General features: G+C 71.3%; 15 protein-coding genes and 1 tRNA gene. 14 read left to right on the top strand and 2 right to left on the bottom strand.

Annotated features, from left to right (window positions below):
* Positions 1 to 37: 37 nt before the first annotated feature.
* Positions 38 to 2,071 carry a hypothetical protein gene (locus tag ACWIF2_RS37430; RefSeq protein ID WP_454365706.1) on the bottom strand — a complete coding sequence of 678 codons (2,034 nt, stop codon included), beginning with the start codon at positions 2,069 to 2,071 and terminating at the stop codon, positions 38 to 40.
* Between the two features lie 317 nt (positions 2,072 to 2,388).
* On the opposite strand from ACWIF2_RS37430, the gene proB reads away from it, so the two are divergent.
* From proB to ACWIF2_RS37405, 5 genes are all read left to right on the top strand, one after another.
* Positions 2,389 to 3,495 carry a glutamate 5-kinase gene (gene proB, locus ACWIF2_RS37425; RefSeq protein ID WP_454365710.1) on the top strand — a complete coding sequence of 369 codons (1,107 nt, stop codon included), beginning with the start codon at positions 2,389 to 2,391 and terminating at the stop codon, positions 3,493 to 3,495.
* Positions 3,496 to 3,629: 134 nt separating this feature from the next.
* On the top strand, positions 3,630 to 4,088 hold the full coding sequence (locus tag ACWIF2_RS37420) for a hypothetical protein (protein ID WP_229845472.1): 459 nt from the start codon (positions 3,630 to 3,632) through the stop codon (positions 4,086 to 4,088).
* 95 nt (positions 4,089 to 4,183) lie between these two features.
* Positions 4,184 to 5,470: a glutamate-5-semialdehyde dehydrogenase gene (locus ACWIF2_RS37415; protein WP_454365705.1), complete on the top strand. Its 1,287-nt coding sequence runs from the start codon at positions 4,184 to 4,186 to the stop codon at positions 5,468 to 5,470.
* A gap of 158 nt (positions 5,471 to 5,628) precedes the next feature.
* Entirely contained in the window at positions 5,629 to 6,204 is a 576-nt protein-coding gene (locus tag ACWIF2_RS37410; protein WP_454365703.1) for an SCO2584 family spore wall biosynthesis protein, read from the top strand.
* A gap of 89 nt (positions 6,205 to 6,293) precedes the next feature.
* Positions 6,294 to 7,364 (top strand): SCO2583 family membrane protein, encoded by a 1,071-nt coding sequence (locus ACWIF2_RS37405; RefSeq protein ID WP_454365702.1) that lies wholly within the window; start codon positions 6,294 to 6,296, stop codon positions 7,362 to 7,364.
* A gap of 16 nt (positions 7,365 to 7,380) precedes the next feature.
* Here ACWIF2_RS37405 and ACWIF2_RS37400 read toward each other — a convergent pair whose 3' ends face one another.
* Positions 7,381 to 8,514 (bottom strand): M48 family metallopeptidase, encoded by a 1,134-nt coding sequence (locus tag ACWIF2_RS37400; protein ID WP_454365700.1) that lies wholly within the window; start codon positions 8,512 to 8,514, stop codon positions 7,381 to 7,383.
* Positions 8,515 to 8,637: 123 nt separating this feature from the next.
* On the opposite strand from ACWIF2_RS37400, the gene ACWIF2_RS37395 reads away from it, so the two are divergent.
* The 9 genes from ACWIF2_RS37395 to ACWIF2_RS37355 all read left to right on the top strand — a co-directional run bounded on the left by ACWIF2_RS37395 (position 8,638) and on the right by ACWIF2_RS37355 (position 13,684).
* Entirely contained in the window at positions 8,638 to 8,796 is a 159-nt protein-coding gene (locus tag ACWIF2_RS37395; RefSeq protein WP_454365698.1) for a hypothetical protein, read from the top strand.
* Positions 8,797 to 8,961: 165 nt separating this feature from the next.
* Positions 8,962 to 9,126, top strand: coding sequence for a hypothetical protein (locus ACWIF2_RS37390; RefSeq protein WP_184592582.1), 165 nt, complete (start codon positions 8,962 to 8,964; stop codon positions 9,124 to 9,126).
* A gap of 85 nt (positions 9,127 to 9,211) precedes the next feature.
* Positions 9,212 to 9,985: a nicotinate-nucleotide adenylyltransferase gene (gene nadD / locus ACWIF2_RS37385; protein WP_454365696.1), complete on the top strand. Its 774-nt coding sequence runs from the start codon at positions 9,212 to 9,214 to the stop codon at positions 9,983 to 9,985.
* Positions 9,986 to 10,001: 16 nt separating this feature from the next.
* Complete coding sequence (locus ACWIF2_RS37380; RefSeq protein ID WP_454365694.1) at positions 10,002 to 11,708, top strand: LCP family protein; 1,707 nt, start codon at positions 10,002 to 10,004, stop codon at positions 11,706 to 11,708.
* A gap of 111 nt (positions 11,709 to 11,819) precedes the next feature.
* Positions 11,820 to 12,266 carry a ribosome silencing factor gene (rsfS, locus tag ACWIF2_RS37375; protein ID WP_391097486.1) on the top strand — a complete coding sequence of 149 codons (447 nt, stop codon included), beginning with the start codon at positions 11,820 to 11,822 and terminating at the stop codon, positions 12,264 to 12,266.
* Positions 12,257 to 12,925: a histidine phosphatase family protein gene (locus tag ACWIF2_RS37370; protein ID WP_454365708.1), complete on the top strand. Its 669-nt coding sequence runs from the start codon at positions 12,257 to 12,259 to the stop codon at positions 12,923 to 12,925. The genes rsfS and ACWIF2_RS37370 overlap by 10 nt, the downstream gene beginning before the upstream one ends.
* A 75-nt stretch (positions 12,926 to 13,000) precedes the next feature.
* A tRNA-Ala gene (locus ACWIF2_RS37365) sits at positions 13,001 to 13,073 on the top strand.
* Positions 13,074 to 13,273: 200 nt separating this feature from the next.
* On the top strand, positions 13,274 to 13,447 hold the full coding sequence (locus ACWIF2_RS37360) for a hypothetical protein (protein ID WP_382493611.1): 174 nt from the start codon (positions 13,274 to 13,276) through the stop codon (positions 13,445 to 13,447).
* Between the two features lie 3 nt (positions 13,448 to 13,450).
* Positions 13,451 to 13,684, top strand: a complete 234-nt coding sequence (locus ACWIF2_RS37355) for a hypothetical protein (RefSeq protein ID WP_006136074.1) — start codon at positions 13,451 to 13,453, stop codon at positions 13,682 to 13,684.
* Positions 13,685 to 13,847: the final 163 nt, after the last annotated feature.

The raw sequence follows: 13,847 nt of genomic DNA, 5'->3' as shown, positions 1-13,847 counted from the left end.
GCCCCCGCGTTCACCTCTCGTCCGTTGCCGTCGCCGCTCAGCGGGGCGCGGTCGGGACCGCTGTCCCGGTGCGCTGGCTGGGCAGTGCCGTCAGCCGTTCCGCCACCCGGGCCCGGTGTTCCCCGGCCGACCGGCACAGCTCCCGCACGGCCGCGTTGAAGCGCTCCTGCGACGACGGCTCGGCCGGGCCCAGCAGACGCAGCTTCAACGCGGCGCGCGCCTCGGCCAGTTCGTCCTTCTCCGGGTGCCGGACCGCCTCCAGCAGGGCAGGCACCCCGTCCGCGTCCGGCGACAGCACCGTCGCCGCCACCACCGTCGGGAACGCCGTACGGAACGCGTCCTCGCTCAGCCCGCTGGTGTTCGCCACCGCGTACGGCTTCTCGCTCGCCAGGAAATCGCTGATCACGCTGGACACATCACTGACCAGCAGGTCGGCCACATCGAAGCAGGAGTACAGCGCGGGCCGGACGTCCGTGATGATCTGGTGCTCGCCCTCCGGCAGCGAGGCCCAGTACGCCTCCTCCCAGGCCGCCGTCGCCCGCGCCACCGCCTCGGCCCGGCCCGGCTCCGGCGCCGACTGCACCCGCATGCGCTCCACGGTGTCGGCCCCGGCACGGAAGTCGGTCGTGGTGAGGCGGTCCAACTCCCTGGTGAGACGGTCGAGCTCGGCGTCGCCCGGGGGGCGTGTCCCCGTCCGCTCCCGGTTCGCCGCCCGGATCAGCTCCCGGATCCGCAGATCGGCCGCGCCCGCGCGCGGGTCCACCGACCCCGTCAGCGGATGCGGCTTGTACAGCAGCCGCACGCCCGGGTCGGCGAGCAGCGCCCGCACCAGGTTCTCCCCGGCCGCGATCACCGAGGTGTTGCCGGGGTTGCCGTCCCAGCCTTCCCAGGTCGGCGCGTACAGCACGGTGGTCCATGCTCCCGTCGGCGGGCCCGCGTACGGCCGTACGGCGTCCAGTTGCGGGCGGCCGGTCTCCACCACGTCCTTGTCCTCGACACCCACCTCGGCCAGCGCGTACCGCTCGCGCGCCGCGGGACCGGCCACCCACACCTCGTCGTAGGCCTTCGCGTACGGGTTGCACGAGGACAGCTTGTCGCTCTCGCCGTGGTTGACGAAGGTGTGCTTGATCGTGGGGATGCGCAGCACCTGGGAGGTCTTGCCGGAGTTCGACGGGTGGATCAGCACCTGCAGCGTGGAGTGCTCCAGCCGCATCAGCGTCGACACCTTCGGCAGGCAGACGACCGGGATGTCCGTCGCCGCGAGCTTCTGCACCATGAACCGCTCACGCAGCACGATGACCGGCCTGCCGTCCACCCGCGCGAGCGGCTCCAGCCACATGTTCGCCTGGTAGGCCGAGGCGGCGCCGCCGGAGAAGTACAGGCCGACGGTCGGCCGGTACTCGGCCAGCCACGCGTCGAACCACTCGAGCACCTCCTGCTCACCGGCGGGCCGACGGCTCGGCAGCAGCCGGAACAGCAGCGCGCCGAGGCCGGTCAGGGCGAGGAGGAGGGAGAGCCCGATGCCCGCCGCCGCGTACACCGGCTCGTCACCCGGCGCTGCGGCCAGCAGCCCGGCCGTCGCGGGCAGGCCGAACACCAGCAGCCGGTGGCCGGGGCGGCGCAGCAGCAGGGCCGGGGCCGGGGACAGCCGCAGCGCCGAGGCGTCGATGTTCCGGGTCACCACCGGCAGGGTGCGGGTACGGCGCACCAGTACGGAGACCGCCTGGATCGCGCAGTGCAGCACATAGAAGGCGAGCAGCCCGGCCACCAGCGGGGCGTAAGCCGTCTCCCGGTCCTGCTCGCCGATCCGCAGCAGGGCCACGACCAGCAGCAGATCGCGCAGGACGTGCCGCACGGTGATGTCCGCGTGCGACTTGGCGAACAGCGAGAGCACCCCGCGCTGCCACCGGTACAGGACGCCCTCGGTCGCCAGGGAGACGGCGGTCGCGGCGAGCAGCAGCGGTACGTGGGGCAGCAGCGCCGCGACCGCCTGAGCGGCGAACGCGGCGGCCAGGACGACGGTGACCAGCCCCTTCAGCAGGGCCGGTGGACGGGGGAGAGGTAGGGGCACTGCGGTCACTCCAGGAGCGTCGGGTGTCGGCGCAGGTCGGCCGTCCGGGTTAACGCGCGGCGACCTCCTGACGACACGCGCGTGTCGCCGGAGCGTAGAGGGCCTGTCGGCCCGATGTGTCGTCGGACCGTAGCGGAAGATCGCGTTCCTGTCTTCGGGTGGGACAGAAACGCGCTCGAGCGTCGTCCGTGACGCGGGCGGCACCGTCCGTAGCGTGGACCGGCGCCGCGGCATGCCTCGCCGTCCCGTAGATTTCCTGGTGAGGGACCGAATCGACGCGAGGGGCGGACGGGGACGTGGCAGGGGCAAGGCAGGCCGTGGGCGAGGCCCGCAGAATCGTCGTCAAGGTCGGTTCCTCCTCGCTGACCACCGCCTCGGGCGGCCTGGACGCGGACCGCGTGGACGCGCTGGTCGACGTGCTCGCCAAGGTGCGCAGCGGCGGGGAGCGCGAGATCGTGCTGGTCTCCTCCGGCGCCATCGCCGCGGGCCTCGCCCCGCTGGGCCTGCGCCGCCGCCCCAAGGACCTGGCCCGGCAGCAGGCCGCCGCCAGCGTCGGCCAGGGCCTGCTCGTCGCCCGTTACACCGCCTCCTTCGCCCGCTACGGCGTCCGCGTCGGCCAGGTGCTGCTGACCTCTGACGACATGAGCCGCCGCGCCCACCACCGCAACGCCTCGCGCACCCTCGACAAGCTGCTCGCGATGGGCGCCTTCCCGATCGTCAACGAGAACGACACCGTCGCCACGGACGAGATCCGCTTCGGCGACAACGACCGCCTCGCCGCCCTGGTCGCCCACCTCGTCCACGCCGACCTGCTGGTCCTGCTGTCCGACGTGGACGGCGTCTACGACGGTGACCCGGCGAGGCCCGGCACCTCCCGCGTCGCCGAGGTGCGCGAGCCGTCCGACCTCGCGCACGTCGAGATCGGCAGCGCCGGCAAGGCCGGCGTCGGCACCGGTGGCATGGTCACCAAGGTCGAGGCCGCCCGGATCGCGACCGGCGCCGGTGTCCCCGTCGTGCTCACCAGCGCCATCCACGCGGCCGACGCCCTGACCGGCCAGGACACCGGCACCTTCTTCCACCCCACCGGCAAGCGCTCCGCCGACCGGCTGCTGTGGCTCCAGCACGCCTCCACCCCGCAGGGCGCGCTGACCCTGGACGACGGTGCCGTCCAGGCCGTCGTGGACCGCCGTAAGTCGCTGCTGCCTGCCGGGATCGCCGCCGTCGAGGGCGAGTTCAGCGCCGGCGACCCGGTCGAGCTGAGGGACGGCACGGGACGGGCGGTGGCCCGCGGGCTGGTCAATTTCGACGCCAAGGAGATCCCCCGGCTGATCGGCCGCTCGACCCGCGAACTGGCCCGCGAACTCGGGCCCGCGTACGAACGCGAGGTCGTACACAGGGACGACCTGGTGATCCTCCACCCGTAATGGGCCGAAACATCCGCCCCCGGTGGTGGACGTTCCGCAAAATCGCCACGCGATCCCTTGCGGCCTGCTGAACTTTGTCCCAGGGCAATATTCCGCAGGAGCACCACTGTGCAAAGGAGGCCGTCGTGAGACGAGTGCGCCCTGGGGCCACGGCGTCCCGTGGTGGTGCCGGCTCCCGCGCGGCCGGTGACGAGCGCGCCCTCACCAGTGTGGCGGCCGGGGACCGGTTCCAGGGCGAGGAACCCGGGGACATCCCGCGCCTGTGGCACGTCACCCTCAGCGTCTCCGGCCGAGAGGCCCCGCTCACCGAGGTCCGGCGCGCCCTGGAACAGCTCGCCCACGACCACCCCTTCCTCCTGACCAGCCGCTACGCGGTCGACCACGCGGAGATCCGCTACTGGGAGGAGGCCCGCGACCTGCACGACGCGGCCGCCGTCGCCCTGCGCCTGTGGGGCGAGCACCGGCAGACCGCCGGGCTGCCGCCCTGGGAGATCGTCGGCCTGGAGGTCATCGACCGCGCGACCTACCACCAGCGCATCGCCGAGGGGTACGGACCGCCCCCGGCGTCCCCGGTCGGAGTTCACCCGTTCTGACCCGGTCCGGCGGGGCGTCTCGGGGGTGTCTCAGCGGTGTCTCGGGGTGTGAAACGAACGATGAACGGATCCGCCAGGCGCACTACGCTTCCCTCATGACCACGCTTTCGCCGTACGACTCGATGTCCCCGGTCACCGAGGCCGCCTACCGCGCCAAGGCCGCCGCCGCGAGCCTCGCGCCGCTGCCGCGGGCCGACAAGGACGACGCGCTGCTCGCCATCGCGGACGCGCTGGAGGTCCGTACGAGCGAGATCGTCGAGGCCAACGCCAAGGACGTCGCCAAGGCCCGCGAGGCCGGCATCAGCGAGGGCATGATCGACCGGCTCACCCTCACCCCGGAGCGGGTCCGCGCCATCGCCTCCGACGTGCGTGACGTCGCCGCGCTGCCCGACCCGGTCGGCGAGGTCGTCCGCGGCTCCACGCTGCCCAACGGCATCGACCTGCGCCAGGTCCGCGTGCCGCTCGGCGTCGTCGGGATCATCTACGAGGGTCGGCCGAACGTCACCGTCGACGCCGCCGCCCTCTGCCTGAAGTCCGGCAACGCGGTCCTGCTGCGCGGCTCCTCCTCGGCCTACCAGTCGAACACCGCCCTCGTGCGCGTCCTGCGCGACGCCGTGGGCGGGGCCGGGCTGCCCGCCGACGCCATCCAGCTCGTCCCCGGCGAGAGCCGCGACAGCGTGCGCGAGCTGATGCGCGCCCGCGGCCTGGTCGACGTGCTCATCCCGCGCGGCGGCGCCTCCCTGATCAACACGGTCGTCCAGGAGTCGACCGTCCCGGTCATCGAGACCGGCACCGGCAACTGCCACGTCTACGTCGACGCCGCCGCCGACCTCGACATGGCCGTCGACATCCTGATCAACTCCAAGGCCCAGCGGGTCGGCGTCTGCAACGCCGCCGAGACCCTCCTGGTCCACCAGGACATCGCCGCCGAGTTCCTGCCCCGCGCCCTGGAGGCCCTCGCCGGCGCCGGGGTGACCGTGCACGCCGACGAGCGCGTGCAGGCCTACGCCAAGGACTCCAAGGCGACCGTCGTCGAGGCGACGGCCGAGGACTGGGAGACCGAGTACCTGTCGTACGACATCGCCGCGGCCGTCGTGGACTCCCTGGACAAGGCCGTCGAACACATCCGGCTGTGGACCTCCGGCCACACCGAGGCCATCGTCACGACCTCCCAGCAGGCCGCCCGCCGCTTCACCCAGCTGGTCGACTCGACCACCGTCGCCGTGAACACCTCCACCCGCTTCACCGACGGCGGCCAGTTCGGCTTCGGCGCGGAGATCGGCATCTCCACGCAGAAGCTGCACGCCCGCGGCCCGATGGGCCTGCCGGAGCTGACCAGCACGAAGTACATCGTGACCGGGGACGGGCACGTGCGCCGCTGAGCGCCCGCCGCGTGGGTATGTGAAGCGGCGCATATGCGTGCGGCAGGGGCGGACCGGGCGGGCGTGCGCCGTGCGGAGCCCCGTGAACGCCGTCTCAACCGGCGGATGAATTTCCATACCGTCTGCCCAAATTGACCCCCCAGGTCTACTCTGGATCCGTGCCGGAGGACGTGGGGGGCACGCCGTTTCCCGACGGCTGGGAGCCCGACGACGACCACGACCGCGGGGTGTCGGACGAAGAGTTCGCCTCCGTGGTCTTCGACGAGGCCTTCGTACGCGCGGCCGTGGTGCACGAGCCGACCGCTGTGGAGCGCCTCCTGGCCGCCGCACAGGCGAGAGCCGAGGCCTCCGAAGCGGAGGCGCGCCGCACCCACACCAGAGGCGAGCGCTACGACGACGGGTACGGCCCCGAGGGACACGGCGATTTCGGCCATGATCCCGACCTCGACGAGCTCGACGACCCCGACATCCTCGAGGACCACTACGGCGGCACGGGCCCGTACGGCAAGCAGGTCCGCTGGCACCGCCCCGTCGCCTGGCTGCTCGCCCTCGTGATGGGCATCGGCATGGTCGCGCTGGCCTTCACGGCGGTCTACCGGGGCGCCTCCTCGAACCGCCAGGAGCCCCTGCCGGCGCCCACCTCGACCGGTCTTGAACAGAGCGGTGGCGCGACCCCCTCGGCGTCCGCCGACTACACCGGTCCGGCCGTCTCGGTGATCCCCCGCACCCCCTGACCGGAACCCGCCTGTCCTGGTGAGAACCTGTCAGAACTTGTCATGGAGCGGGGCGTTTACCTGACCTTCCGGAGACCTACCCTGAAGATATGGGCGGGCCTGGCGACCCACCTGAGGGGCCCCCGGAGGGCGCTCCCGGAGGTGGAGAGGACGAGTACCGATCCGTCGTCTTCGACGAATCGTTCATTCGTGCTGCCCGGCTCCAGGAATTCTCCGCCGAGGAGCGCATCGCCGACCACGCGCCCGCCGTGCGCCGCCGCCCGCCCCTGCGCCGGGGCCTGTCCCGGCAGGCACTGGTCCTGGTCCTGCTGATCGCCATCGCCTTCGGCACGGCGATCTACATGGGTGTACGGCACCCCTACCAGACCCCCGCCGCCCAGGAGCCCGCCGAGCCCCTGCGGATGACCGTCATCCCGCTCTCCCCCGAGGGCAAGGTGCCCGGCACGGCCGACTCGGAATATCTGTACGAGCACAGCCCCGCCGCACAGTTCAAGACCGGCGCGGAGGGCGTGCCGCTGCCCGCCTCGCGGCGCACCGCGCACTTCTCGGACAGCCAGGTCGTCTCCGCCCTGTCCACCGCCAAGGACTACATCGTCCGGTCGTCCCTCGACCCGGACGTGCTCACGGGCGGTGAGGTCCGCGCGGTCCGCGTCCTGCTCGACGCCGATCAACTGGGCCAGTTCGACCAGAGCTTCTCCCGCCCCACCGCGGACGGACGCCACGCGCCCACCGGCTGGCTCGTCCGCTTCGACCCCACCCGGGCGGAGCTGGCCGACCGCAAGGTGCGGGTCCAGGGCACACTGCAAGCCGCCGAAGCCGACTCCTCCACGCTCGAGGTCACCGCCGACCACACGTTCGTGTACGCGCTGCGCCCGGCCGGGGCCGACGACAAGGCCGAGGTGTCCCTGTTCACCGTCCGGCGCGAGCTGCACTTCCGCTTCGACCGCGACGACCTGCGCCTGCACCAGGGCCAGCTCGTCGTCTCCTACGTCCAGGCCGGACCGCTCTCCTGCGCCGAGGACTCCACGAACCACCTCCGCCCCCTCCTGTCCGGCCAGACGGCCAAGGAGGGCGGCCCCGCCGGCACGGACCCCTATGCCACGGGCAGTGCGACGGCCCTGTGCGGGTCCTTGGCGACGAGCGCCCAGCCGAAGGTGTGAGAGGGGGCTCGGGCCCTCAGCCGTTGTCGCGCGGCGGCCCGTCGTCCCCCGGGGAGTCCGACGAGTCCGACGTACCCGGTGCCTGAGGGCCCTGCGGCGGCCTCGGGGACGGGTTCGTGAACCCGCCGAAGCCGCGGCGGACACGGTCGCCCAGGTCACCGGCGCCGCCGGCGAGGTCCGTGACCAGCTTCATCAGCGGGTCCTTGGAGCTCTTCACATGGGTCGAGTAGTGGTTCGCCGAGTCCCGCCAGGAGTCCCTGACCGAGGTGTCCTTGTCCTCGTCGCGCCGCGGGTAGTGGCCGTCCATGATCCGCTGGTAGTCCCGCGACTCGGCCCACTTCTTCAGCTCGGCCGCGCGCACGGTGGTGAAGGGGTGGGAGCGGGGCAGCACGTTCAGGATCTTCAGCACGGAGTCCCGCAGGTCGCCCCCGGCCTCGTACTCCTCGGCCTGCGCGAGGAACGCGTCCACGTTCATCTCGTGCAGGTGGTTACCGCCCGCGATCTTCATCAGACCCCGCATGGAGGCCGTCAGATCCTGCCCGACCAGCAGCCCGGCCCGGTCCGCCGACAGCTCCGACTTGCGGAACCACTCCCGCAGCCCGGTCACGATCGCCATGATCGCGAGGTTGCCCAGCGGGATCCAGGCGACCCGGACGGCGAGGCTGGTCAGGAACAGCAGGATCGTCCGGTAGACCGAGTGGCCGGACAGCGCGTGCCCCACCTCGTGCCCGACGACCGCCCGCATCTCCTCTTCGTCGAGCAGCTCGACGAGCCCGGTCGTGACGACGATGATCGGCTCGTCCAGGCCGATGCACATCGCGTTCGGGACCGGGTCCTGGTTGACGTACATCGGCGGGACCTTCTCCAGGTCCAGGATGTAGCAGGCGTCCCTCAGCATCACGTTCAGATGGGCGAACTGCTGGTCCGAGACCCGCACCGAGTCGGACAGGAACAGCAGCCGGAGACTGCGCTCGGGCAGCAGACCGCTGAGCGCCTTGAACACCGTGTCGAAACCGCTCAGCTTGCGCAGCGCCACCAGGGCGGAGCGGTCGGCCGGGTGCTCGTACGTACGCGAGGAGATTCCGGGGAAGCGCCTGCGCTGCCTGCTGGGCACGTGCTCGTGCCCGCTGTGCTCGTGGCCGTCGGACATGTCTTCCCCCATGCGTCTGTGTGACCTTTGCGGCCCCTTGTGCGGCCTTTTGCTTCCCCGAGGCAGAGCCCAGCCTAGGCGGAGTTACGGTGGTCGGGCAGTCCGGCGAAGGGAACCACCGTCATGGAGCACCACCCCGCGTCCGCCTGGCTCACCGAGGCCGCGAGCGCCGCCGAGCGGCAGGGACCGGGGATGCTCCGGATCGTCCTCGTCGTGATGATCCTGGGCTGTGTGCTGACCGCGTGGTTCCTGCTGCGTGGCTACAGACGGAAGGACGACTGAGGCACCGGGAAGGTTCCCCGCCGGGCCCCCGGGACCGGGTCCGGCGACGGCACGCGCCGCCTCCGCGTCGCGAACATGCGGAGTCGGGGTGATCGCGCGCGGGGCGCCCGCTTACGATGAGCCGACGTCTTTTATGCCGCCCACACGCGATAGGTCCTGCCGAAGATGAGCTTCCACAGCACCGCTGCCCAGTTGGTCACCCTCGCCGCCGAGGGCGAGGAGCACGGCGGAAACCACGAGAGCCTCAGCCCGTACATCACCGGTGGCGCCGCCCTCTTCATCCTGCTGCTCCTGCTGTGGATCACCACCCGCTTCAACCGCGACCGCTGAGCCCGCACGGATGCCCCGCGCGGGGCATCCCGGGGATCACGGGGGCGGCCGGAGCCCTCAGGCAGGGCCGGTAGGGTCTGCACGCATGGGAGAGCAGGACATGCCTACCGGTCCGGCGAACGAGACGCCGCACGACCCGGCACAGGACACGGCGAGCGGCACCGAGCGACACTCGGAGCCCCGCCGTGCCGCCACGGAGCCCACGGAGCCCCGTCGTGCCGCCTCGGAGCCACGCGGCGCCGACGGCCCGGGAGACGGCCCCACGCGGCCGGGCAAGCGCCGCCTCGGCGTCATGGGCGGCACCTTCGACCCGATCCACCACGGGCACCTGGTCGCGGCCAGCGAGGTCGCCGCGGCGTTCCACCTCGACGAGGTGGTCTTCGTCCCGACCGGCCAGCCCTGGCAGAAGAGCCACCGCAGCGTCTCCCCGGCCGAGGACCGCTATCTGATGACGGTCATCGCGACCGCCGAGAACCCGCAGTTCTCCGTGAGCCGCATCGACATCGACCGCGGCGGTGCCACCTACACCGTGGACACCCTGCGTGACCTGCGCGCGCTCAATCCGGACACGGACCTCTTCTTCATCACCGGCGCGGACGCGCTCGCCCAGATCCTCACCTGGCGGGACAGCGAGGAGCTGATCTCCCTCGCGCACTTCATCGGGGTCACCCGCCCGGGCCACCATCTGAACGACCCCGGACTCCCGGAGGGCGGCGTCTCCCTCGTCGAGGTCCCCGCCCTCGCCATCTCCTCCACCGACTGCCGTGCGAGAGTCGCCAAGGGCGACCCGATCTGGTATCTGGTGCCGGACGGAGTCGTGCGCTATATCGACAAGCGCGAGCTGTACCGCGGCGAGTGAGCCGAGAGGGGCACCGGTGAACGACCGATACGACGCGGGGGCCGCAGGCTACGGCGCCGACCAGTACGAACTCGTCGGCTACGACGAGTACGGCCAACCTGTCTACCGCCAGGTCCCGGCGCAACAGACACAGACCTACGACCCGTATGCCCAGCCGGGGCACCAAGGGCAGCAGGGACAGCAGCAGGGTTACGGCTACGACCCGTACGCGACGGCAGGGCAGCAGCCCCCGTCGTACGACTACGGGACCGGCCCGCAGCAGCCGGACCCCTCCTACGGCTCGTACGACCCGTACGCCACCGGCACCCACCAGGGCGGCCCCGCGCCCCAGGATCCCTACGGCCGGCACACGGCCGGTGCCGGTACGGACCGGCAGCCCCGCGTCGCCGAGCAGACCGCGCACATCCCGCAGCAGGCGGGCCCGGCCGACGAGGAGGCCCCCGGCCGGCCGGAACCGGAGTACCACACCGAGCAGTTCGCCTTCGTCGAGGAGCCCGACGGCAACTCCGAAGACGTCATCGACTGGCTGAAGTTCACCGAGAACCGCACCGAGCGCCGCGAGGAGGCCCGGCGCCGCGCCCGCAGCCGGATCGTCGCCCTGGTCGTCGTCCTCGCGCTCGCCGCGGCCGGCGGCGTCGGATACCTGGCGTACGCGGGGAAGCTGCCCGGCCTGTCGTCCGACGACTCCACGACGGGCAGCGCCACGGCGGCGGGCGCCCAGAAGCGCGACGTGATCGTCGTCCACCTGCACGACACCAAGGGCGGCGGCACCTCCACGGCCCTCCTCGTCGACAACACCACCACCAAGCGGGGCACCTCCGTCCTCGTGCCCAACTCCCTGGCTCTGACCAGCGACGACGGCACCACGACGACGCTCGCCAAGTCGGTCGAGGACGACGGCTCCGACGGCACCCGCGACGCGCTCGACTCGGCCCTCGGCACCGACATCCAGGGCACCTGGCGCCTGGACACCCCCTATCTGCAGAACCTCGTCGACCTCGTGGGCAACGTCGACGTCGACACCGACACCGACGTCCCCGACCCCGCCGCCAAGAAGAAGGGCACGGCCCCCCTGGTCAACAAGGGCCAGGACCAGACCCTCAGCGGCAAGATGGCCGTCGCCTACGCCACCTACCGCGCCCCCGGCGAGGCCCAGAACGCCCAGCTGGAGCGCTTCGGGCAGGTCATGCAGGGCGTCCTGCGCAAGGTGTCCTCCGATCCGCAGGCCGCGACGACCACGATCCAGACCCTGGCGCAGATCCTGGACCCGTCCCTGACCGACAAGGACCTCGGGTCCTTCCTCGCCGGGCTCTCCGACCTCGCCAAGGGCGGCGACTTCAAGACGGACCTGCTGCCCGTCCAGACCGACGGCACGCTCAGCGCCCAGGCCAGCGCGAGCGTCGTCAGGAACGTCCTCGGCGGCACCGCCAAGAGCCCCGACAAGGACGCCGCCGTCAGCGTCTCCGTCCGGAACGCCACCGGTGTGAAGGACAACACGGAGAAGGCCCGTGTCGTGCTCCTCAACGGCGGCTTCACCTTCCTGGAGGGCGGCACGGCCGGCGCCCAGGCCACGTCCGAGGTCGTCTACGCCGACGCCGGCGACAAGGCGAACGCCGCCGAGGTCGCCAAGACGCTGGGCCTGCCCGCGAGCTCCGTCACCAAGGGCAAGATCTCCGCGAACGCCGACGTCGCCGTGGTCCTCGGCCAGGACTACAAGCCGTAACCGGGCCAGGAGGCGCGACCGCCCCCCACGTGATCCCCGTAATCACGTGGGGGGCCCGCTGCGGTCCGTGAGACCCTTGGTGGCAAGTGTCCGCCGATCGAAAGCCTTGTAGTGACCGCGACCGACCGCTCTCACGAGCTCATCATCACCGCCGCCCAGGCGGCCGCCGACAAGCTGGCGCACGACATCGTCGCCTACGACGTCAGTGACGTGCTGTCCATCACGGACGCCTTCCTGCTGGCCTCGGCTCCCAACGACCGCCAGGTCAAGTCGATCGTCGACGAGATCGAGGAGCGGCTGCAGAAGGAACTCGGCGCCAAGCCGGTGCGCCGCGAGGGCGACCGCGAGGCCCGCTGGGTCCTGCTCGACTACGTCGACATCGTCGTCCACGTCCAGCACAGCGAGGAGCGCGTCTTCTACGCCCTGGAGCGGCTGTGGAAGGACTGCCCCGAGCTCGAGCTGCCCGAGGACGCCAAGGCCACCCGCGGCAAGGCCGAGGAGCACGCCAAGCTGCAGGCGGCGGAGGAGGCCGCGGAGCTGGACGGAGACTGGCGGTGACCTTCAGCGAGGCCGGCAGGCCGGGCCGGGGACGCCGTGTCATCCTCTGGCGGCACGGTCAGACCGCGTGGAACGTGGAGCGCCGCTTCCAGGGCACCACGGACGTCGAGCTCACCGAGACCGGCCTCGCCCAGGCTCGCCGGGCCGCCCGGCTGCTGGTCGCCCTGAAGCCGGACACCATCGTCGCCTCGGACCTGAAGCGGGCCGCGAACACGGCAGCCGAGCTCGCCGCGCTCACCGGCCTCGACGTGACCCACGACGAGGCACTGCGCGAGACCTACGCGGGCGTCTGGCAGGGCCTGACGCACGAGGAGATCATCAGCCGGTACGGCGACGAGTACGCCGCGTGGAAACGCGGCGAGCCGGTGCGCCGAGGCGGAGGCGAACTGGAGACCGAGGTCGCCGACCGCGCCGCTCCCGTGGTGCTCCGGAACGCCGAGAAGCTCCCCGAGGGCGGCACGCTCGTCGTGGTCAGCCACGGCGGCACGATCCGCACCACCATCGGCCGCCTCCTCGGCCTGGACCCCCGCGACTGGGAGAGCCTCGGCGGGCTCTCCAACTGCTCCTGGTCCGTCCTCGGCGAAGGCGCCCGCGGCTGGCGCCTGCTGGAGCACAACGCCGGCACCCTGCCCGAACCGGTGCTCGGTGACGACGACTGACCTCGGATTTCACTTTCCGGCAGGTCGCAGGCTAAAGTTCTTCTTGTTCGCCCCGCCAGCGGGGAAGGAACATGAGGGGCTATAGCTCAGTTGGTAGAGCGCCTGCATGGCATGCAGGAGGTCAGGAGTTCAATTCTCCTTAGCTCCACGTCAAGATCCCGTTCCCGTCCTGGGGGCGGGATTTTTCGTGCCCCGGGTTGAGTCACTCGGGCCTGCTGAGGCGTATACCTCTACGGTCACGACGCGTGCCGTGTCCGGACTGGTGCTGAGGCGTCGCTGACCGTATTGGTCCGGCCGTGGCAGAATCAAACGGCCGGAAGGGAGCGCGGCCCGACGGGAGGAGTAGCGATGCCTGCGAGCATCCTCGAGGAGGTCGACCACCTCCTCGGAGCAGCGTTGACACGTCAGATGTCCACCCGCCTCAGCTGCCCTTCCTGCGGTTCCGGGCATGTGGCCCAGATGCTCGGCGACAACGGCGGGATCTCCTACGTGTGCACGGCCTGCGGCCACAGCTGGAGCTGATCGATGGGTGCACACAGGCGGAAGTGCGACTGGTGCGGCAGCGGGACTCCGATCGTCCGTGACATGGAACCGATCAATCCCGACTACCAGTACTGGTGCGAGGAGTGCGCGCGGGCGCTGATCATAAAAGGCGACCCGATCGAGACGTACCGCGAGTTGGAGGGCGAGCCGATCTACGGCCGGCTTCTGGAGGAGCACTGCACACTCAAGCGGTTCTATTCGTTCGTCACGGCCTGAGGTCGACAAAACGGTCATTTCAGGCAAGGCGAAACCGATTTGGTGTTGGGCCCGATGGGCCAGTAATGTTGGCGTCGCCGCCAGGGAAACCCGGCGGAAACGTCACACGGGGCTATAGCTCAGTTGGTAGAGCGCCTGCATGGCATGCAGGAGGTCAGGAGTT

It is taken from the genome of Streptomyces sp. NPDC055506, from assembly GCF_053643595.1.
The sequence above is the reverse complement of the archived record's forward strand: the minus strand, read 5'-3'. Positions and strand labels throughout refer to the sequence as shown.

Excerpts from the sequence above, each read along its gene's own strand:
- ACWIF2_RS37405 (WP_454365702.1), top strand. The coding sequence starts at position 6,294 with ATGGGCGGGCCTGGCGACCCACCTGAGGGGCCCCCGGAGGGCGCTCCC.
- ACWIF2_RS37355 (WP_006136074.1), top strand. The coding sequence starts at position 13,451 with ATGGGTGCACACAGGCGGAAGTGCGACTGGTGCGGCAGCGGGACTCCG.
- ACWIF2_RS37360 (WP_382493611.1), top strand. The coding sequence starts at position 13,274 with ATGCCTGCGAGCATCCTCGAGGAGGTCGACCACCTCCTCGGAGCAGCG.
- ACWIF2_RS37395 (WP_454365698.1), top strand. The coding sequence starts at position 8,638 with ATGGAGCACCACCCCGCGTCCGCCTGGCTCACCGAGGCCGCGAGCGCC.
- ACWIF2_RS37390 (WP_184592582.1), top strand. The coding sequence starts at position 8,962 with ATGAGCTTCCACAGCACCGCTGCCCAGTTGGTCACCCTCGCCGCCGAG.
- ACWIF2_RS37415 (WP_454365705.1), top strand. The coding sequence starts at position 4,184 with ATGACCACGCTTTCGCCGTACGACTCGATGTCCCCGGTCACCGAGGCC.
- ACWIF2_RS37400 (WP_454365700.1), bottom strand. The coding sequence starts at position 8,514 with ATGTCCGACGGCCACGAGCACAGCGGGCACGAGCACGTGCCCAGCAGG.
- nadD (WP_454365696.1), top strand. The coding sequence starts at position 9,212 with ATGGGAGAGCAGGACATGCCTACCGGTCCGGCGAACGAGACGCCGCAC.